We start from the raw sequence: 19,283 nt of genomic DNA on the forward strand, positions 1-19,283 counted from the left end.
GGAGCAAGCAACTGTCGCTGATCGGCGGGACAGGAGGGGCCGCGACTCGAGCGCGCCAGCGCTCCAAAAACACCGATCAGTTCTTGGGGAACTTCAGCCGCGACAGGTCGATACCGTCCAGACCGGGCGGCAGCTGATCGAGACCCGGCGGCATCTGGGACAGGTCCATGCCCGGCGGCAGGCCCGGCATCCCGGCGGACATGCCGGGGAAACCACCGCGCACCTTCGGCGGGGTCGGGCCGCGGCCACCCTTCTTGCCCTTCTTCCCCTTCTTGGTGTTGCCGCGGCGCGAACCGGGCAGGCCCATCTGACGGCCCATCATGGCCATCATCTTCTTGGCCTCGAAGAAGCGGTCGACGAGCTGGTTCACCTCGGAGACCTGCACTCCCGAGCCGTTGGCGATGCGCAGGCGGCGGGAGGCGTTGATGATCTTCGGGTTGTCGCGCTCGGCGGGGGTCATGCCGCGGATGATGGCCTGCACCCGGTCGAGCTGCTTGTCGTCGACCTGGGCGAGCACGTCCTTCATCTGACCGGCGCCGGGCAGCATGCCGAGCAGGTTGCCGATCGGGCCCATCTTGCGGATGGCCAGCATCTGGTCGAGGAAGTCCTCGAGGGTGAGCTCGCCGCTGCCGATCTTGCGGGCGGTCTCCTCGGCCTGCTGGGCGTCGTAGACCTGCTCGGCCTGCTCGATCAGGGTGAGCACGTCGCCCATGCCGAGGATGCGCGAGGCCATCCGGTCCGGGTGGAAGACGTCGAAGTCCTCGAGCTTCTCACCGGTGGAGGCGAACATGATCGGCGAACCGGTCACATTGCGGACCGACAGCGCGGCACCACCGCGGGCGTCACCGTCGAGCTTGGTGAGCACGACACCGGTGAAGCCGACGCCGTCGCGGAACGCCTCGGCGGTGCTGACCGCGTCCTGACCGATCATCGCGTCGAGGACGAACAGCGTCTCGTCGGGCTGCACGGCGTCGCGGATGCCCGCGGCCTGGCGCATGAGCTCGGCGTCGATACCGAGGCGGCCCGCGGTGTCGACGATGACCACGTCGTACTGCTTGGCCTTGGCCTCTTCGACACCGGCGCGGGCGACACCGACCGGGTCGGCCGCCGAGATACCGAGCGGGTTCTCGCCGCCGCCGACGGAGGTGCCGGGGTGCGGCGCGAACACGGGCACGCCGGCGCGCTCACCGACGACCTGCAGCTGGGTGACCGCGCCGGGGCGCTGGAGGTCACAGGCGACCAGGATCGGCTGATGCCCCTGGCCCTTCAGCCATTTGGCGAGCTTGCCCGCCAGGGTGGTCTTACCCGCACCCTGCAGACCGGCCAGCATGATGACCGTCGGCGGGTTCTTGGCGAGGTTGAGCCTGCGGGTCTCGCCACCGAGGATGCCGACGAGCTCCTCGTTGACGATCTTGACGACCTGCTGTGCCGGGTTGAGCGCCGCGGAGACCTCCGCGCCCTTGGCGCGCTCCTTGACGTTGGCGATGAAGCCGCGCACCACGGGCAGCGCGACATCGGCTTCGAGGAGCGCGAGGCGGATCTCGCGCGCGGTGGCGTCGATGTCGGCCGGTGACAGACGCCCCTTACCGCGCAGATCCTGCAGTGCACCGGTAAGCCGGTCGGACAGGGATTCGAACACCGATCGCGCTCCTGATCTGAAAGGGACGTCTATTGCCCTCCCAGGGTAATGGGTGTTATTCCCGGTGGCGCACGTGCGGTGGCGTGGTGCGGCACAACTCGTGATTCTCGATGTTCACGAGGTACACCGCTTCCCTGCCGGTGAGGCCGAGTTCGCGAGCGAGTGCCTCGATGCGCTGCCATTCGGCATCGGGGCTGTCGATGTGCCGTGCGGTGGTCGACGCGATGGTCATCGCGGCCAGGGCTTGGGATCCGGTGAGTGTGCGGCCGGGTAGCCACGAAACCACCCACAGGTCACCACCGACGCAGCGCGCGATGTGCGCGGTCGCGTCGCTGGTCATCATCGATGCGGAAACGACTTCGATAGCCACAGATCTGCTCCCCTCGTACGAGTGACAGCCAGACCTCTCGAATGCTATAGGTCCATTCTCGACCGATCGGGCAGCGATCACGGTTTGCGGGGCAACCTGATAGCAATCGGTGAGTAAACCGTGTCCTGATGATCTCAGTCGGTGACATCCGCCGCCGACGGCGGGGCGGGCGCCGGATGCGGAACGACGTCCAGGACGGCCTTTTCGATGCGGTCTCGTAGCTGCGGGCTGTCGGCGTCGCCGAGATCGAGGCAGAACGCGTCGACCACGGCCGAACCCATCGTGACCACCTTGGCCCACCGCACGTTCGCACCGGTCGCGGCGAAGGCACCCGCCAGCCTGCTGAGCAGGCCGACCCGGTCCTCGGCACGCAGTTCGAGGATGGCCTGACCGGGCGCGCCGCTCGTCGACCAGATCAGCCGCGGCACTGCCCGCGCGTAGCGGCCCGGCCCGGCGCCGACGGCCTCGGCCTCGCGTTTGGCCAGCACTTCGGGCAGATTCAGCGCGCCGGAGGTCGCGCGGATCAGCTCCTGCCGCAGCAGGCCCGCGTCGGGCGGGTCACCGAACTTCGGGGTCACGACGAAGGTGTTGATCGCCGAGTCTCCCGCCGCGCCGAGCGCGGCCGAGAGGACACGCAGGGAATGCAGGGCGAGCACGCCCGCCGCGTCGGAGAGCAGGCCGGGCTCGTCGGGGGCGATGACCGTCACCACGTAGGTGTGCTTGCCCTCACCCGGCGCGAGGGTGACGTGCACGCCGCCGGCCCCGGCCTTGTCCAGCAGGGCGGGGTCGATCGGTTCCGGTTGCGGCAGCGGCTCCCCCGCCATGACCAGCTTGCAGCGGCGGACCAGGTCGCCGATCAGCGAGGCCTTCCAGTCGCCCCAGACGCCGGGGCCGGTGGCCATCGAGTCGGCCTCGGCCAGCGTGTGCAGCAGTTCGAGCAGGCCGACATCACCGTCGAGCGCGTCGGCGACCTGACGCACCGTCTCCGGGTCGGCCAGATCGCGGCGGGTCGCGGTGTCGGGCAGCAGCAGATGGTGGCGCACGATGGCGCTGAGGGTGCGTACGTCCGAGGGCCACAGGCCGAGCCTGCGCCCGATATGGGTGGCGAGTTCGGCGCCGACCACGCTGTGATCGCCCGCCCTGCCCTTGCCGATGTCGTGCAGCAGCGCGCCGAGGGTGAGCAGGTCGGGCCGGGCGACCCTGGTGCTCAGCGCGCCCGCGTAGGCGACGGTCTCCATCAGGTGCCGGTCGACGGTCCAGGTGTGCAGTGCGTCGCGGGGTGGCAGGTCGCGCACCGCCCCCCACTCGGGAAACAGCCTGCCCCACAGCCCGGTTCGATCGAGCGCCTCGACCGCATCGATGCTGCCGCGGCCCGCGCCCAGCAAGACGAGCAGATCGTTGAGCGCGTCCTTGGGCCACGGCTCGCGCAGTTCGGGCGACTCCTCGGACAGGCGGTTGAGCGTGGTCGCCGACATCGGCAGCCCGGTCTGCGCCGAGGCGGCGGCGACCCGCAGGATCAGGCCGGGATCGCGCTGTGGCCGCGCGTCCCTGGCCAGCACCACCTCGCCGGCGTGCTCGACCACCCCCTCATCGAGTGGTCGGCGCACCGGCATCCGGCGCAGGCGGGCCAGGCCGCGGCGCGGCAGCGCGTTGGCCGCGGTGCGCAGGCCGACGTCGGTCGAATAGCTCACCGTGCGGGCCGAATCGGTCAGCGTGCGGGCCAAGTCGAACCGGTCGCCGATGCGCAGCGCCGCGCCGATCTCGTCGGCGTCCTGGGCACGCAGCTGGTCGCGAGCGCGACCGGCGACCCGGTGCAGTTCGGTGCGCACGTCGAGGAGCCTGCGGTGCGCCTGCTTCAGGCCGCCGCCCGGCACCTCGGGGCCGAGGCCCGGCATGGCGTCGGTCAGCTGGGCGATGGCTAGCGCGTCGAGCAGCTGGATGTCGCGCAGACCGCCGCGTCCGTTCTTCAGGTCGGGTTCGGCGCGGTGGGCGATCTCGCCGCTGCGCTGCCAGCGGGCGTTGGTCTGGGCGATCAGGTCGTCGAAGCGGGACCTGATGCCGGTCCGCCATTCCCGTCGTACCCCGCCGATGAGCAGGTTGGACAGGTCCTCGTCGCCGACGATGTGACGGGCCTCGAGCAGGCCGAGCGCGGCGATCATGTCGTCGGCGGCCACCCGCAGTGCCTGCGGCACCGTGCGCACGCTGTGATCGAGCTTGATGTGGGCGTCCCAGAGCGGGTACCAGAGCTTGTCGGCGATCTCCGACACCACGGCGGGGTCGACATCGTCGTGCAGCAGTACCAGATCCAGGTCGGAGTACGGCAGCATCTCCCGGCGGCCGAGGCCACCCACCGCGACGACGGCCAGGCCGCTGTCGGCGGTGATGCCCAGCTCGTTGCCCTTGCTGGTCAGCCAGAGTTCGAACAGGTCGACCAGCGCCGCGCGCAGGGATTCCGGATCGAGGCGCGGATTGCGGGTCCCCGCCCCGTCGAGCAGCTGCGCCCTGGCCTTGACCAGGTCGGCCGCCCCGTTGTGCTGAATACCGCCGTTCTGTTGTGCCACAGTCCCACCGCCATTCATGCGGGCGGCCCCGCCCCGACCGGTCGTGCCGGTGGGAGCGGGGCCGCCGCTCGATCGATATCCGTGCGTTGCTGCCGAATTACAGTGCGTCGCTTCCGCGTTCGCCGGTGCGGACGCGAATGATGGTGTCCACCGGGGTCACCCACACCTTGCCGTCACCGATCTTTCCGGTGCGCGAGGCCTCGACGATCACCTCGACGACCTTCTCGACCGACGCATCGTCGACGACGACCTCGACCCGGACCTTCGGAACGAAGTCCACCGAGTACTCCGCACCGCGGTAGACCTCGGTGTGGCCCTTCTGGCGGCCGTAACCCTGGACCTCGCTGACGGTCATGCCGAGCACGCCTGCCTGTTCCAGCCCGGTTTTCACATCTTCGAGCGTGAACGGTTTGACGATTGCCGTAACCAGTTTCATGTTCGTCATGCCTCCTTGACGAGCGAGCGTGCCGTGCCACCCACAGCAGTGAAATCGTATGCGGTTTCCGCGTGCTCGGACTCGTCCAGACCCGCCGACTCGGACTCTTCGCTCGCGCGCAGGCCGATGGTGAACTTGATCGCGTAGGCGATGACGGCCGTCACGACGAGCGAGTAGGCCAGGACGGCGAAGGCACCGACAGCCTGCAGCTTCAACTGCTCGACTCCACCACCGTAGAACAGACCATCGACAGCCGCGGGAGCTTCGGCCGTGGCGACGAGGCCGACCATCAGGGTGCCGACCAGACCACCGACGAGGTGGACGCCGACGACGTCGAGCGAGTCGTCGAAACCGAAGCGGAACTTCAGGCCGACGGCCAGGGCGCACAGCGCACCGGAGACGATGCCGATGGCCAGCGCGCCGACCACGTTCACCGACGAACACGCCGGGGTGATGGCGACCAGACCGGCGACGATGCCCGAGGCCGCGCCCAGGGAGGTCGGGTGACCGTCACGCAGACGCTCCACGAGCAGCCAGGCGAGCATGGCGGCCGCGGTGGCGATGGTGGTGGTGAGGAAGGTGGCACCGGCGATGCCGTTGGCGCCGACTGCCGAGCCCGCGTTGAAGCCGTACCAGCCGAACCACAGCAGACCGGCGCCGAGCATCACGAACGGCAGGTTGTGCGGACGGAACGGAGTCTTCGGCCAGCCCTTGCGCTTGCCGAGGACCACGGCGAGGACCAGACCTGCGACACCGGCGTTGATGTGGACCGCGGTACCGCCCGCGAAGTCGATCGCCTTGATACCGGAGGCGATCCAGCCACCGTTCTCGGCGGTGACGCCGTCGAAGGCGAAGACCCAGTGCGCGACGGGGAAGTAGACGACGGTGACCCAAATTCCGGCAAACAGGAGCCACGATCCGAACTTCAGGCGGTCGGCGACCGCGCCCGAGATGAGTGCGACGGTGATGATCGCGAACATGAGCTGGAAGGCGACGAACACCGACAGCGGGATGGTGCCCGCGAGCGGAATGCCGGCAGGCGCCTCCGGGTCGGTGGTGGCCAGGTACTGACCGCCGAACACGCCCTTCAGGCCGAAGTACTGCAGCGGGTCACCGAGGAAGTTGCCCTTGTCCTCGCCGAATGCCACCGAGAAGCCGTAGAGACACCACAGGATGGTGACCAGGCCCATCGCCGAGATGCTCATCATGATCATGTTCAGGACGTTCTTGCCACGGACCATACCGCCGTAGAAAAACGCCAAGCCCGGCGTCATCAGCAGCACGAGTGCTGATGCGGTCAGCAACCATGCGGTGTCACCGGCGTCGGGTGCGCCGATTACGGGAAATGCCACCTTGTGTTCCTCCTCATCTCGGGCCCTGCCGATGACGGCAAAAGGACCTGTACAGAGGGTCGCCACTCGGTGTTTCATCCGTTGAGCAGTGGTGTTTCACCTGAGTGAACGGATTGCGCTGTTGTGTTGCTTCCACGTTTCGTGCGTTTGTCCACCACCTGCGGGCTCACGGTGAGGCCGGTATGAGTGTGCGGTTCACCCGGGGTTCGCGGCGGGAGGCTGATGCGGCGTTTCCCCTGGAAAAAGCACCGCCCGCCCGATCGCTGGGATCGGGCGGGCAGCAGGGGAACGCTAGGAGGTGGTGCCGAGCAGGGCGTCGACGAAGGCGCCGGGCTCGAACGGCGCCAGATCGTCGGCGCCCTCACCCAGTCCGACGAGCTTCACCGGAACACCGAGCTCGTGCTGCACCTGGAACACGATGCCACCCTTGGCGGTGCCGTCCAGCTTGGTCAGCACAACGCCGGTGATGTCGACGACGTCGGCGAACACCCTGGCCTGCATCAGCCCGTTCTGGCCGACCGTGGAGTCGAGGACGAGCAGGACCTCGTCGACCTCGGCCTTCTTCTCGACGACCCGCTTGACCTTGCCCAGCTCGTCCATCAGGCCGGTCTTGGTGTGCAGGCGGCCCGCGGTGTCGACGAGGACGGCGTCGACACCGCGATCGATGCCCGCGGTGACCGCGTCGAACGCGACGGCGGCCGGGTCGGCTGCCTCCTTACCGCGCACGGTCTCCGCACCGACCCGTTCGCCCCAGGTCTGCAACTGATCGGCGGCGGCGGCGCGGAAGGTGTCGGCGGCGCCGAGCAGCACCCGGCGGCCGTCGGCGACGAGGACGCGGGCCAGCTTGCCGGTTGTGGTGGTCTTGCCGGTGCCGTTCACGCCGACGACCAGCAGGATCGCCGGGTGATCGGCGTGCGGCAACGCGTGGATCGACCGGTCCAGCTCGGGGCGCAGCGCCTCGATCAGCACGTCACGCAGGGTGGCGCGGGCCTGTTCGGGGGTGCGCACGCTGCGCGTGGCCATCTCCTCGCGCAGGCGTTGGACGATCTTCGCGGTGCTCGCGGTCCCGATATCGGCCAGGACCAGGGTGTCCTCGATCTCCTCCCACGAGTCCTCGTCGAGGTCACCGCCGCCGAGCAGGCCGAGCAGGCTCTTGCCGACGGCGTTCTGCGAGCGGGACAGGCGGCCACGCAGGCGGACCAGCCTGCCCGAGGTGGGGTCGATCTCTTCGATGGCGGCGGCGACGGCGTCGACCTCGGCGGGCGCGGTCTCGACGGGCACTTCGGCGGGTGCCGATTCCGTGACGGGCGCGGTCTCTGCCGGTGCTTCCTCGACCGGGGCGGTGTCGACGGGTGTGATCTCGGTGGGCGGGGCGGTGGTGTCGAGCGTGCTGAGGTCGTCGGGGACCACCACGTCCTCGGTGACCCGCACGTCGGTCTCGGGCAGCGGGACGTCGGTGATGCTGCGCCGTGGCGCGTCGCGCGGGACGGCCGCATCGTCACCGACGTGCGGCTGCCCCTCGGTATCGGTCCGCTCGGGCGCCGGTTCGGGGCGCGGCAGCGTGGCCGCCCCGCCCTGTTTGAAGTTGAATCCCCCGGACGCGGTGTAGCCACCGGACTTGTCCGTCAACTCCTTGTCCGGCTCGGGCGGCGCCAGGGAGATCTGGCGCCGCTTGTACAGGACGAAACCCGCGACGAGCGCCACCAACAGCACGGCGGCGATCGCGGCGATCAGGATCCACGCTTGCGAACTCACCCGGCCGAGTCTATTCGGGCGGCCGATCGTCCCACGTCGGCGGCGTCGGCGCGGCGGGTCGGTAGCTGGGGAAAGGGCCCGTCGGCTCGCCGGGGAATCACTACAGATTCGTTGTCCTGCGGAACTTCTGGCGCTCGCCCCATAGGATCGGCGGCGTGACCGATCGAAACGTGCTTGGGGGGCCGCTGGAAGAGTGCGGCACCGATCCTCTCACGGGCTTCTACCGGGACGGCTGCTGCAGCACCGGTCCGGAGGATCTCGGCAGCCACACCGTGTGCACCGTCGTGACGGCGGAATTCCTGGAGCATCAGGCATCCATCGGCAACGACCTCAGCACTCCGCGTCCGGAGAACAACTTCCCCGGCCTGCAGCCGGGCGACCGCTGGTGCGTGGTGGCGGTGCGCTGGTTGCACGCGCACGAGGACGGCGTCGCCGCACCGGTGGTGCTGGCCGCGACACACGAGAACGCCCTGGAGGTCATCTCCATGGACATCCTGCGCAAGTACGCCGTAGACGTCCCAGACGACGTCAGCGACCTGTTGTAGGGGTCGACGACAGCTCCTCGCGAGGCGGGTGAGCGTGGCGCCGTCGGTGAGCCTTCTGGCGGCAGGCCGGGGAGCAGTAGCGAGCGGGTCTGCCGGTGGTGGACCGGTGAACGGGTCCGGCGCAGACGGGGCAGCGCGGTGGCGAGGTTTCGTCACGTCCACGGGTTTCGTCACGGTCGGCTTTCGCGGATTCCGTTACGCGTGACGGTCGGGTTCGCAACGCATCGAGGATGAGGACGACGGCCGGAGCCAAGGGATCGCCGGCGCGCCGATGTCGTTGGATCGCAACGCATCCGGTGAAGATGTCGAGGACTTCGGTGATGGTGACATCGGGGCGGACCGCGCCCTGACGCTGGGCGGCGGTGAGCAGTGCGCCGAGGGCACGGTGGAAGCGGTTGCCCGCGCCGCGCAGGAGGGCGCGCGGCCAGCCGTCGTCGGATTGCACCAGGTCGCAGAGGTCTTTGTTGCCGGGCGTCGTGGTGATGACATGGGTGCAGAGGGCGAAGAAGGCCGCGCCGGGGTCAAGGTCGGCGAGGTGGTCGGCGGCCAGCGCCGCCAGGCGGTCGACCCGCTGTTGCATCACCGCTTCCAACAGGTCGGTTTTCGTGGGGAAATGCCGGTGGACGGTGCCCGCGCCGACACCGGCGCGGCGGGCGACCTCGGCCAGCGAGACGGTGGTCCCCCGCTCGGCGAGCGCGCGTTGCGCCGCGGCGAGGACGAGGGCGCGGTTTCGCCGGGCGTCCGCTCTGATCGCGGGTTCCACGCCGTTGTCGACGGTCATTTCGTTACGCCTTCCCTGCACTACGCCTGGCCAACCGGGTCGAACCGTCCGTACCGTCCGGAATACGGGTCGCCCGACCCGATTGTAGGGAACGAAACGGAGCTCATCCGCAATGTCATCAGCACATCCCGTTTTGATCACCGGTGCGACCGGCAAACAGGGCGGCGTCACCGCCAGGAAACTGCTCGCCGACGGTCATCCGGTACGCGCCCTCGTCCGCGATCCCGCCACTGCGGCGGCCCGGGCTCTGGCCGACGCGGGCGCCGACCTGGCGACAGGCGATTTCGACGACCCCGCCTCGCTGCGTGCTGCGGCGACCGGCGCGCGTGCCGTATTCCTCATTCCCCCAGCCGATTACGGACCCAGCGGCTGGACAGCGGGCCTGGAGGCTCAGCGTGGCATCGCGATGGTCGACGCGGCAGGCGCGGCAGGCGTCGAGCAGATCGTCTTCTCCGGCATCGCCACCATGGGCGCGGCCGACTCGTGGGGTCAGGAGGGCAAGCGGCAGATCGAGGACGCGATCGTCGCCTCGGGCCTGCGCTATACGCTGCTTCGCCCGGTGCGCTTCATGGAGAACTACCTGTTGCAGGGCTCCCCCGTCGACGGGGTCCGCGTTGGCGGCGAGCACCCGCACCTGTTCCCGGCCGACCGGCCACTGCAGATGATCGCCCTCGACGACATCGGCGCGTTCGCCGCGCTCGCCTTCGCCGACCCCAAGGGCTGGCACGGCCGCGCCCTGGAACTGGCGAGTGACGCGATCACCCCTGTCGACGCCGCGGCCGCCATCAGCGCGGCCACCGGCCGCCCGGTCCACTACCGCGAAGTCACCGAAGCCGAAGCCGAGGCGATCGGTCCGCAGCTCGGCAACACCTGGCGCCTGATCCGCGAGACCGGCGGCTGGCACGCCGACCTGTCTGCCCTGCGACAGCTGTATCCCCAGCTCACGCGACTGCCCGAGTGGCTGACCCGTGGCGGCGCCGAGAAGATCCTGGCCCGCCTCGACGAGCCGGCACCGGCTGTCTGACCTCCAATCCGCCCTCCGAGCGCGTCGCGCCGCTGTGCCGTGTGGACCCGCCGGGCGATCCGTCGCGCCTCCCGCCGCACCGCACGACCCGGTCGGCGGGCAGCGACGGTGGTGTCGGTATCCCGCCAGCGACCGGTGCGGCCGCTTCCTACCGTCGGTCGGTGTGAATGCTGAATCTGTCGCCACGATGCCCACCGGCACGGCGCTGCGTGGCTCCCTCGTGCTGTTCATGTCGCTGGCCGCGGCCCTGGGGACCGCGGCCCTCTACCCGTTGCAGCCCGCGATCGCGGCGGTCGCGGACTCCGTCGGCGCGTCGATCGCCGCCGTCGGATTCGCGCTGGCCTGTGGGCCGGTCGGGTACCTGGTCGGGCTCGGTCTCCTCGTTCCGCTGGCCGACCGCTACTCGCCCGCGCGGCTGTTCGCGATCCAATTCGGGGTGCTGTCGGTGGCGTCGGCGGCGTGCGCGGCGGTCGACAGCGCGTGGCAACTGGGGCTGGTGATCGGGGTCGTCGGCGCGTGTTCGGCGGTGGGCGCCGGTCTCAGTTCGGTGGCGGGCCGGCTCGCGCCAGCGCGGCGGCGCGCGACGATCCTCGGCATCGTCACCGCGGGGATCTCCGCCGGGATCCTGGCCGGGCGCATCGTCGGTGGGTGGCTCACCGACGAGATCGGCTGGCGCGGAATGCAACTCGCGGTCGCCGGTGCCTGCGCGTGCGTCGCGCTCGGTTGCCTGGCTGTGCTGCCGACCAACCGGGGCACGACCGACCGCGGCTACCTCGCGACGCTGCGTTCCCTCCCCGGCCTGTTGACGCACCACGCCACGCTGCGGATCGCGGCGATCCGCGGCGCGCTGTGGTTCTTCGCGTTCTGCGCGGTGTGGAGCGGACTCGCGGTCGCGCTCGCCGAGCCGCCGTTGTCGTACTCGGCGGAACGGATCGGCCTGTACGCCCTGGCCGGGCTCTCGGGCATCGCGGCGACGCGGATCGCGGGCGCGTGGACCGATCGGGTCGGCCCGCGGCGGGTCATCCTGGTCGGCCTCGCCCTGGCCGGGTCCGCCGCGATCGTCGTCGGCGGCATGCTCACCAGCACCGTGGGGACGCTGGTCTGCCTCGTGCTGTTCGACGCCGGTCTCTTCGCCGCCCAGGTCGCGAATCAAAGCACCGTGCTCGCCATCGACGCGGCGTCGCCCGCTCGCTTCAACAGCGTCTACATGCTGGTGTACTTCGTGGGCGGCAGCCTCGGCACCGCCTTCGGGGCAGCCGCGGTCGTGTGGTTCGGCTGGACCGCGACCGCCATGATCGCGGCACTGGCCATCGGAGTCGCGGCGATCCTGGTGACGACCACATCCGGTGACTCGGCTCCGGCCGAGCACAGCAGGCACCCTGAGTGACGATCTCGTGCTCGCGTGAGCTCGGGCCGCCGCATGCGCGTGGGGCGTTCGGTGCGGGCGTGGACGCGGCAGCGCGGGGTCATGCTGCACGCGCGCGGTGCCGGGGTCGGTGCGCCCCCGGCGCCGCGCGGATCCCGGTCTACCCGGCGCCGGTGGGCCGCACCGCGCGGCTCAGTTCAGTGCGCCGTCGTAGTCCGGGAACTTGAAGGTGCGCTCGGCATGCCCGCCCGACAGGTCCGTCGGGCTGTTGCCGATATTGGCGACGATCGTGTAGCCCTTGCTCTCGATGTCGGCCCGGCTCGCGGTCTTGTACTCGGCCAGACCGGCATTGCCCGCCGACAGCGTGGTCGGCGCGCTGCCGTACAGCGCGTCGACCGGATAGCCGACCGAGGTCAGATTCGCCTGCGAGTAGGCGTTGACCAGGGCGGGCCTGCCGGTGACGAAGATGATCGCGGCGCCGTTCTGCTTCGCCCAGGTCGCCAGGCCGAGCACCGGCTGGATCGCCGGGATGATCAGGCCGGTGTTGTAGGAGGTCTCCAGCGTGGTGTTGTCGATGTCGAAGACGATCGCGGGCCGGGTCGCGCCGGGCAGCCGACCGGCGAGATAGGTCTTCGCCTCGGCCACGACGGGGGTGATCTCGCCGATCCACTGCGCGTAGGGCGGCAGCTCGGACTTGTTGCCCGACAGCGAGGACGAGCCGCCACCGGACAGGGACGACGACCCGGTGTCGGCGCCCGCGGCGGGCAGTGGAGCGAGGAGCGCGGCCGCGACACCGGCGACGAGCGATGCGGTAAGACGTTTCATCTATCGCACGCTAACAGCGGACCGAGCCAATGAAACGTATCGCAGTTTCACAATCCCGCACAGTGGGACTGCTACGCGGGCGCGCCCACCGGATCGGCATCGGCCACCTCGGCCCGGTTCAACCGCTGCGAGATCACCTGGGTGATGCCGTCACCGCGCATGCTCACGCCGTAGAGCGCGTCGGCGATCTCCATGGTCGGCTTCTGGTGCGTGATGACGATCAGCTGGCTCTTCTCCCGCAGCTGCTCGAACAGGCCGATCAGCCTGCGCAGGTTGGTGTCGTCCAGCGCCGCCTCGACCTCGTCCATCACATAGAACGGGGACGGCCTTGCCCGGAAGATGCTGACCAGCAACGCGACCGCGGTCAGCGACTTCTCGCCACCGGAAAGCAAAGACAGCCGCTTGACCTTCTTGCCCGGCGGCCTGGCCTCCACCTCGATACCGGTGGTGAGCATGTCGGAGGGGTCGGTCAGCACCAGCCTGCCCTCGCCACCGGGGAACAGCTTGGCGAAGACGCCGACGAATTCGCGCTCCACGTCGGCGTAGGCCTCGGTGAACACCTGCAGGATGCGGGCGTCGACCTCGGCGACCACGTCGAGGAGGTCCTTGCGCGCGTTCTTGACGTCCTCGAGCTGGGTGGCGAGGAAGTTGTAGCGTTCCTCGAGCGCCGCGAACTCTTCCAGCGCAAGGGGATTCACCTTGCCCAGGGTGGTGAGGTCCTTCTCGGCACGTTTGGCGCGGCGCTCCTGGGATGCCCGGTCGTAGGGCATCGGCTGCGGCGCGCTGACCTGCTCGCCGCGCTCCTTGGCGTCCTCGTACTCCTGTAGTTCCAGCGCCGAGGGCGGCAGCGGGACATCGGGTCCGTACTCGGCGACGAGATCGGCCAGCGCGATGCCGAACTGTTCGGAGATGGTGGTCTCGAGCTGTTCAATGCGCAGGGCCGCTTGGGCTTTGGCGACCTCGTCGCGGTGCACGGCGTCGGTGAGCTGGGCCAGCTGGGTGGTCAGCGCCCGCGCCCGTTCCTTCACCTGTTCCAGCGCGGCGGCGCACTCCCCGCGCCGCCGGACCAGCTCGTCCCTGCGCGCCGCGGCGGCGGCCACGACCTGCTCGAGCTCGTGCGCGATCCTGGCGCCGGACTCCGCGACGGCGGCGGCCACGCCGGCGGCCTGGCGGCGGGCGGCCTGCGCGCGTTCGGCGCGGGCCCTTGCCTCGCGTTCGGCGCGGGCGGCCCGGCGCAGCGAATCCGCTTTGCCGCGTACCGATTCCGCGCGTTCCTCGGCGGTACGCACGGCCAGGCGGGCCTCGACCTCCATGGTGCGGGCCTCGGCGAGCGCGGCGGCGGCTTCCTCGCGTTCGCGGCCCGCGGACTCGGTGCCCGCGGCGCCGTAGCTGTCGTCGTCGCCGTCGTGTTCCATCTCGGCGTGCCGCAGCCGGTCCTCGAGTTCGGCGAGGGAGGCCAGGGACTTCTCCCGCGCGGATTCGGCCTCGGCGCGCTGGGCGGCGTGCCGCTCGCCCTCGGTCTGCGCCGCGCGGGCGGTCTGGCCGACGCGGGCCAGCCGGTCGTAGATCGCCAGCAGCGCCTGATCGGATTCGTGCAGCGCCATCAGGGCGTGGTCGGCGGCGTCCTTGCGGTCGGTCTGCTCGGCCAGCGCACCGGCCAGCGCCGCTTCCAGTTCCTCGGCCCTGCGCTGGGCGGCCACCAATTCGGCCGTGGCGGTGTCGATCTCGGCCTGCACCTCGAGCTGGCTCGGCATCCGCTCCGAGCCGCCGACGATCCAGCCCGAACCGGCCAGATCGCCGTCGCGGGTGACCACGCGCAATTCGGGACGCAGCGCGACGAGTTCGGTGGCGGTGGCCAGATCGTCGACGACGACCACGCCCGCGGTGAGCGCGGCGAGGGCGGGACGCACCGGTTCGGCGCCGTCGATGACCTCGGCGAGCCAGCGCGCGCCAGCGGGCAGGGTGCCACGCTCGGCGGGGACCAGCCCGGCGGTGGCGAAGACGAAGGCGACCCGGCCGCCGTCCCCGGAACGCAGTTCGCGGACGGCCGCGTCGGCGGCGGTGGAGGTGTCGGCGGTGATCGCGTCGGCCAGCGGGCCGAGCAGCGCGGCGACCGCGGCCTCGAAGCCGCCCTCGACGCGCAACTGCGCCGACAGCCGGTCACCGAGCCCGCTCACGCCGTGTTCGAGCAGCCAGGCCGCGCCGTCCTTGCGGGCCAGGTTCATCCCGAGCGCTTCGATGCGGGCGCCGAGCCGGGCGACCAGCTTGCTCGCCTCGCGGTCCTGTTCACGCAGTTCGCGCACGCGCTCGTCGGCCAGTTCCAAGGCGGCGACGGCGTGTTCGTGCTGGGCGTCGAGCCCCTTCTCTCCCGCGTCGAGTTCACCGAGTTCGTCCTGCACCGAGTCGTATTCGACCTGGGCGGCCTCGCCGCGGTGGCGGGCGTCGGCGATCGCGACCGACAGGCGGGCGATCTCGGCGTCGACCGATTGGGCCCTGGTGCGCAGGTTCTCGACCTGACCGGAGAGCCGGGCCAGGCCTTCGCGGCGGTCGGCGATGGCGCGCACGGCGGCCAGATGCGCCTGCTCGGCGGCCTTGGCCGCGTACTCGCGATCGGCGAGGGCCTCACGGGCGGCTTCGAGGGTTTCGGTGGCCATCTCCACCGCGTAGCGCAGTTCGGCTTCCTCGGCCTCGATCCGGTCGGCCTCGGCCTCGAGCTGGTCGGGGTCGCGGCCGGTGCCGACGGGTGCCTCGGTGTGCAGGTGCCTGGCCCGGTCACCGGCGATGCGGATGGTGGCATTGACCCGCTCGGCCAGCGCCGAGAGCTGGAACCAGGTCTGCGCGGCCGCCTCGGCGCTCGGGCTCAGCCGCGACAGCTGGAACTCCTGCTGGGCGAGTGCGGCATTGGCGGCGTCGAGCGCGGACTGCACGGTGATCTGCTGCTCGCGGGCGTAGGCCTCCTTGCTGAGCTGGGACTCCAGCTCGTGGCGGCGGGTGACCAGGTCGTCGGCGGCCAGCCGCAGCCGCGCGTCGCGCAGGTCGGCCTGCACGGTCTGCGCGCGCCGCGCCACCTCGGCCTGCCTGCCGAGCGGCTTGAGCTGGCGGCGCAGTTCGGTGGTGAGGTCGGTGAGCCGGGCGAGGTTGGCCTGCATCGCGTCGAGCTTGCGGACCGCCTTCTCCTTGCGCCTGCGGTGCTTGAGCACACCCGCGGCCTCTTCGACGAACGCGCGCCGATCCTCCGGCCGGGACTCCAGAATCGCCGAGAGCTGGCCCTGACCGACGATGACGTGCATCTCGCGCCCGATACCGGAGTCCGACAACAGTTCCTGCACATCCATCAGCCGGCAGCTGCTGCCGTTGATCTCGTACTCGCCCGCGCCGTCGCGGAACATCCGCCGGGTGATCGACACCTCGGCATAGTCGATCGGCAGCGCGCCGTCGGAATTGTCGATCGTCAGCGTCACCTCGGCGCGCCCGAGCGCCGCGCGCCCGGTCGTGCCGGCGAAGATGACGTCCTGCATCTTGCCGCCCCGCAACGCCTTGGCACCCTGCTCACCCATCACCCACGTGAGGGCGTCGACGACGTTCGATTTACCGGACCCGTTCGGCCCGACGACGCAGGTGATCCCCGGTTCGAAGCGCAGCGTGGTCGCGGACGCGAAGGACTTGAACCCCTTCAACGTCAGGCTCTTCAGGTGCAAGGCTGGCCCGCCTCTCCGGGATTCAGGCCAGACCTAGGTGCGAGAGGATTGAGACACGCGGTCGGCGGTGGTGGCATCGAGCCGGATAGCCGGTACCCGACGAATTACCCATGTGCTCGCGTGAGCTTACCCGCCGCTACCGGCCGTTCAGTGTCGGTGCGGGCGATCCGGGTTGTGCGGGTCCATGTGCTGGGCGTGCTTCATCTGCCGCTGGAGCTGGCGAAGGTGGGTCTGGGTGCCCGGCGTCGCTTCCCAGCCGGTGATCACACGGAACAGCAGGACAGCGCCCCACGGGCCGATGACCCACATCGGCCAGAAATAGGTGAGCTCACCCGCGGTGAGCGAGATCAGACCCCAGATGACCAGCACGATCACGCTGACGCCGAGCCAGCTACCCGCCTCGATGCGCTGCCAGACCGGGATGCGCTTGCCGGGTTGGCGCTCGGCGGGTGCGGTGGCCTGTTTCGTCAGCGGTGGCAGGTCGGACAGGACGACCGCGAGCTCGTCGCGCGTGGTGGTCGCGTAGACCTTGGCGACGCGCTGGTCGTACTCGGCCAGGTCGAGGCGCCCGTCGGCCAAATGGGTGCCCAGCTGGGTGACGATCGCGTTGCGCTCGGCATCGGACGCGCGTGTGCCGGGGGTGATGTCCATGCCGACATCCTCTCGTTCACCAACCACAGTGGAGTATTGGTTCCAGCCTCCACCCTCCACTGTGTAATGTCAACCCGCGTGCGGCGGATCAGAGGATGGCGAAGGCCACCACGAGACCGAGCGCGAAGTGCGCGGCGGCGACCACGAGCACCTCGGGGGTGTAGGTCTCGGCGTGCAGCGTGCGGCCGATGTCGATGCCGGTGACCTTCTCGATCACCCGCACCGAGATCACCTGCGCCACGATGCCGACCAGGCCGTAGACGACCGCGGCGATCAGCCCTTCCGAGAGCTTGTTGACCCCGCCGGTGGCCAGCACGGCGAACACGACGATGAACGCCATGCTCACCATGCCCGCGGCGGACACGATCAGCGCGTTGGGCTTGCCCGCGACGACCAGGTCGCGCAGCTTGCCCGGCGTGGTCAGGTCGATGGCGAAGAAGCCGATCAGCATCAGCGCCAGGCCGATCAGGCAGTACAGGATGATGGCGCCGACGCCTTCACCGAGCGCGCTCCAATAACCCGATTCCAGGGCGAGGGCGGTCATCGTGGTCCTTTCGAACAAGGGTGGGTTGTCACGGGTCAGTCGACGATGCGGTGCGGGACGAACGCGGCACCGTCATCGGTGATCAGGCCTGCCGTCTCGCGGATACCGAGGCCCGCCGCCGTGTCACCGACGACCCAGGCGCCCAGCACCGGGCGCATGCCGTCGAATTCCGGGAGCGGGTCGAGCAATTGGTAGACGAAGCCCTCGGCGCCGTAGACGCCGCCGGTCGCGGTCTCCATGCCGGGACCGACGATGGTCATGTTGGCGCCCTCGCGGCCGAGCTTGGGTTTGCGGATGTATTCGGTGAGCTCGTGCGGGCTGTCGAGGTAGGCGGGCAACAGGTTCGGGTGGCCGGGGTACATCTCCCACAGGACGGCGAGCAGCGCCTTGTTGCTGAGCAGCGTCGTCCACAGCGGTTCGATCCAGGCGGTGGTGGGCAGGCTCTCGACCACGCGCTTGCCGAAGTCGTCGTCGAGGATCCACTCCCACGGATACAGCTTGAAGACCGATTCGATCGGCGCCTCGGCCAGATCGACGAACCGGTGCAGCTCGGTGTCGTAACCGATCTCCTCGATCGGCAGCGCGACCGTGTCGAAGCCCGCCTCGGCCGCCGTCTCCTGCATGTAGGCGGTGGTCACGTTGTCCTCGCCGGTGGCGTCCGCGCCCGACCAGGTGAAGTGCAGCTCGGTGCCTGGCAGCACGGCGCGCAGCCCGGTCCAGCGTTCCACCAGCTTCTCGTGCAGCGAATTCCATTGGTCGCCACCGGGATACACCTGCTGTAACCAGTGCCACTGGATGATCGCGGCCTCGAGCAGCGAGGTCGGGGTGTCGGCGTTGTACTCGAGCAGCTTGGCCGGACGGCGCGCGTCGTAGCGCAGATCGAAGCGCCCGTACACGTACGGGTCACTGCGGCGCCAGGATTCGGCGATCGGCCCCCAGCTCCATTCCGGCAGACCGAAATCGGCGTAGCGCTCGGTGAGCACCACGTGCTCGGCCGCGTGCAGGCACATCGACTGCAGCAGTTCCACATCGGCTTCCAGCGCGAGGATCTCGTCCATCGAGAACTCGTAGTGCACCGATTCGTCCCAGTACGGTCGCGGCTGCCCGCTGGCATCGCGGCCGGGCGCGCCGTAGACCAGGCCCTGACTCTCGATGATCTGCTGCCAGCCCGGTCGCGGCGTACTCACCACCCGCCGCACTAGGACCCGCTCCCGCCGGTCGACTTGCTGCCGAGCCCGCCGCGCTGGATCGTGGTGCCGCTCTTGGTGGTGATGGTCGCGTTGCGCGGTTTCACCGAGCTGCCGCCGACCGGCGGTTTGCCGATGGTGGGCGTGCCGCCGTAGTGGTACCGGTACTGCGGCCAGCCGAGCAGGATCAGGCTGCCACCGCCGCCGTGACTGGTGTCGCTGCGGAAGTTGGACTTGCCCTCGCCGCAATTGTCGTCCGGGACGACGACTTCGTTGCCGTTCTGATCGATCTGCACGCAGGAGGCGGTCACCTGGTCCGGCGCGGTGACCGCCCGGTAGGCCAGGTAGCCACCGCCGACCAGCGCGGCGACACCGACGACGGCGACGCCGCCGATCATCACGCGTTTCCTGGTGCGCCGCTTGGCTTCCGCGGCCTCGGCCGCCGCGCGCTGGGCCTGCTCGGCCTGCTTGCGCGCCTTGTCGCGGGCCCGTGCCTCGCCGACCGTAGGCGGGCGCGGCTGGGTCACACCGGGTTCCTGCCTGGCCATC

General features: G+C 70.0%; 16 protein-coding genes. 3 read left to right on the forward strand and 13 right to left on the reverse strand.

Going from position 1 to position 19,283, the window contains the following annotated elements; translation table 11 throughout:
- Nucleotides 1-76: 76 nt before the first annotated feature.
- The 6 genes from ffh to ftsY form a co-directional block, all read right to left on the reverse strand.
- On the reverse strand, nt 77-1,639 hold the full coding sequence (ffh, locus tag ACWF9G_RS20060; protein ID WP_452516997.1) for a signal recognition particle protein: 1,563 nt from the start codon (nt 1,637-1,639) through the stop codon (nt 77-79).
- A gap of 55 nt (nt 1,640-1,694) precedes the next feature.
- On the reverse strand, nt 1,695-2,009 hold the full coding sequence (locus ACWF9G_RS20065) for a hypothetical protein (protein WP_229739554.1): 315 nt from the start codon (nt 2,007-2,009) through the stop codon (nt 1,695-1,697).
- A 134-nt stretch (nt 2,010-2,143) separates the two neighbouring features.
- Nucleotides 2,144-4,588, reverse strand: coding sequence for a [protein-PII] uridylyltransferase (locus ACWF9G_RS20070; protein WP_379304651.1), 2,445 nt, complete (start codon nt 4,586-4,588; stop codon nt 2,144-2,146).
- A gap of 79 nt (nt 4,589-4,667) precedes the next feature.
- Nucleotides 4,668-5,006, reverse strand: coding sequence for a P-II family nitrogen regulator (locus ACWF9G_RS20075; protein ID WP_110036141.1), 339 nt, complete (start codon nt 5,004-5,006; stop codon nt 4,668-4,670).
- A gap of 5 nt (nt 5,007-5,011) precedes the next feature.
- A complete protein-coding gene (locus tag ACWF9G_RS20080; RefSeq protein ID WP_379304649.1) occupies nt 5,012-6,358 on the reverse strand; it encodes an ammonium transporter in 1,347 nt (448 codons plus the stop codon).
- 291 nt (nt 6,359-6,649) lie between these two features.
- Nucleotides 6,650-8,113 (reverse strand): signal recognition particle-docking protein FtsY, encoded by a 1,464-nt coding sequence (gene ftsY / locus ACWF9G_RS20085; RefSeq protein WP_452516999.1) that lies wholly within the window; start codon nt 8,111-8,113, stop codon nt 6,650-6,652.
- 155 nt (nt 8,114-8,268) lie between these two features.
- Here ftsY and ACWF9G_RS20090 point away from each other — a divergent pair, with 155 nt between their 5' ends.
- Nucleotides 8,269-8,658, forward strand: coding sequence for a DUF2237 family protein (locus ACWF9G_RS20090; protein ID WP_019048221.1), 390 nt, complete (start codon nt 8,269-8,271; stop codon nt 8,656-8,658).
- Here ACWF9G_RS20090 and ACWF9G_RS20095 read toward each other — a convergent pair.
- On the reverse strand, nt 8,642-9,439 hold the full coding sequence (locus ACWF9G_RS20095) for a TetR/AcrR family transcriptional regulator (protein ID WP_452517001.1): 798 nt from the start codon (nt 9,437-9,439) through the stop codon (nt 8,642-8,644). The genes ACWF9G_RS20090 and ACWF9G_RS20095 overlap by 17 nt on opposite strands.
- A gap of 112 nt (nt 9,440-9,551) precedes the next feature.
- Between ACWF9G_RS20095 and ACWF9G_RS20100 the strand changes: the two genes are divergently transcribed.
- A complete protein-coding gene (locus tag ACWF9G_RS20100; protein WP_452517002.1) occupies nt 9,552-10,463 on the forward strand; it encodes an NmrA family NAD(P)-binding protein in 912 nt (303 codons plus the stop codon).
- Nucleotides 10,464-10,626: 163 nt separating this feature from the next.
- Nucleotides 10,627-11,850, forward strand: coding sequence for an MFS transporter (locus ACWF9G_RS20105; RefSeq protein ID WP_452517003.1), 1,224 nt, complete (start codon nt 10,627-10,629; stop codon nt 11,848-11,850).
- 171 nt (nt 11,851-12,021) lie between these two features.
- Here ACWF9G_RS20105 and ACWF9G_RS20110 read toward each other — a convergent pair whose 3' ends face one another.
- The 6 genes from ACWF9G_RS20110 to ACWF9G_RS20135 all read right to left on the reverse strand — a co-directional run bounded on the left by ACWF9G_RS20110 (nt 12,022) and on the right by ACWF9G_RS20135 (nt 19,282).
- A complete protein-coding gene (locus tag ACWF9G_RS20110) occupies nt 12,022-12,654 on the reverse strand; it encodes an HAD family acid phosphatase (protein WP_379304639.1) in 633 nt (210 codons plus the stop codon).
- Nucleotides 12,655-12,725: 71 nt separating this feature from the next.
- The gene (gene smc, locus ACWF9G_RS20115) at nt 12,726-16,352 is read right to left on the reverse strand and encodes a chromosome segregation protein SMC (RefSeq protein ID WP_452517004.1); all 3,627 of its coding nucleotides are present in this window, start codon (nt 16,350-16,352) and stop codon (nt 12,726-12,728) included.
- Between the two features lie 147 nt (nt 16,353-16,499).
- Nucleotides 16,500-17,003, reverse strand: a complete 504-nt coding sequence (locus ACWF9G_RS20120) for a DUF1707 SHOCT-like domain-containing protein (protein ID WP_452517005.1) — start codon at nt 17,001-17,003, stop codon at nt 16,500-16,502.
- Nucleotides 17,004-17,091: 88 nt separating this feature from the next.
- The gene (locus tag ACWF9G_RS20125; protein WP_280300482.1) at nt 17,092-17,547 is read right to left on the reverse strand and encodes a DUF350 domain-containing protein; all 456 of its coding nucleotides are present in this window, start codon (nt 17,545-17,547) and stop codon (nt 17,092-17,094) included.
- Between the two features lie 35 nt (nt 17,548-17,582).
- Nucleotides 17,583-18,746: a glutathionylspermidine synthase family protein gene (locus tag ACWF9G_RS20130; RefSeq protein WP_452517006.1), complete on the reverse strand. Its 1,164-nt coding sequence runs from the start codon at nt 18,744-18,746 to the stop codon at nt 17,583-17,585.
- Nucleotides 18,746-19,282 carry a hypothetical protein gene (locus ACWF9G_RS20135; protein ID WP_379304742.1) on the reverse strand — a complete coding sequence of 179 codons (537 nt, stop codon included), beginning with the start codon at nt 19,280-19,282 and terminating at the stop codon, nt 18,746-18,748. The genes ACWF9G_RS20130 and ACWF9G_RS20135 overlap by 1 nt, the downstream gene beginning before the upstream one ends.
- Nucleotide 19,283: the final 1 nt, after the last annotated feature.

The organism is Nocardia sp. NPDC055029, assembly GCF_053608525.1.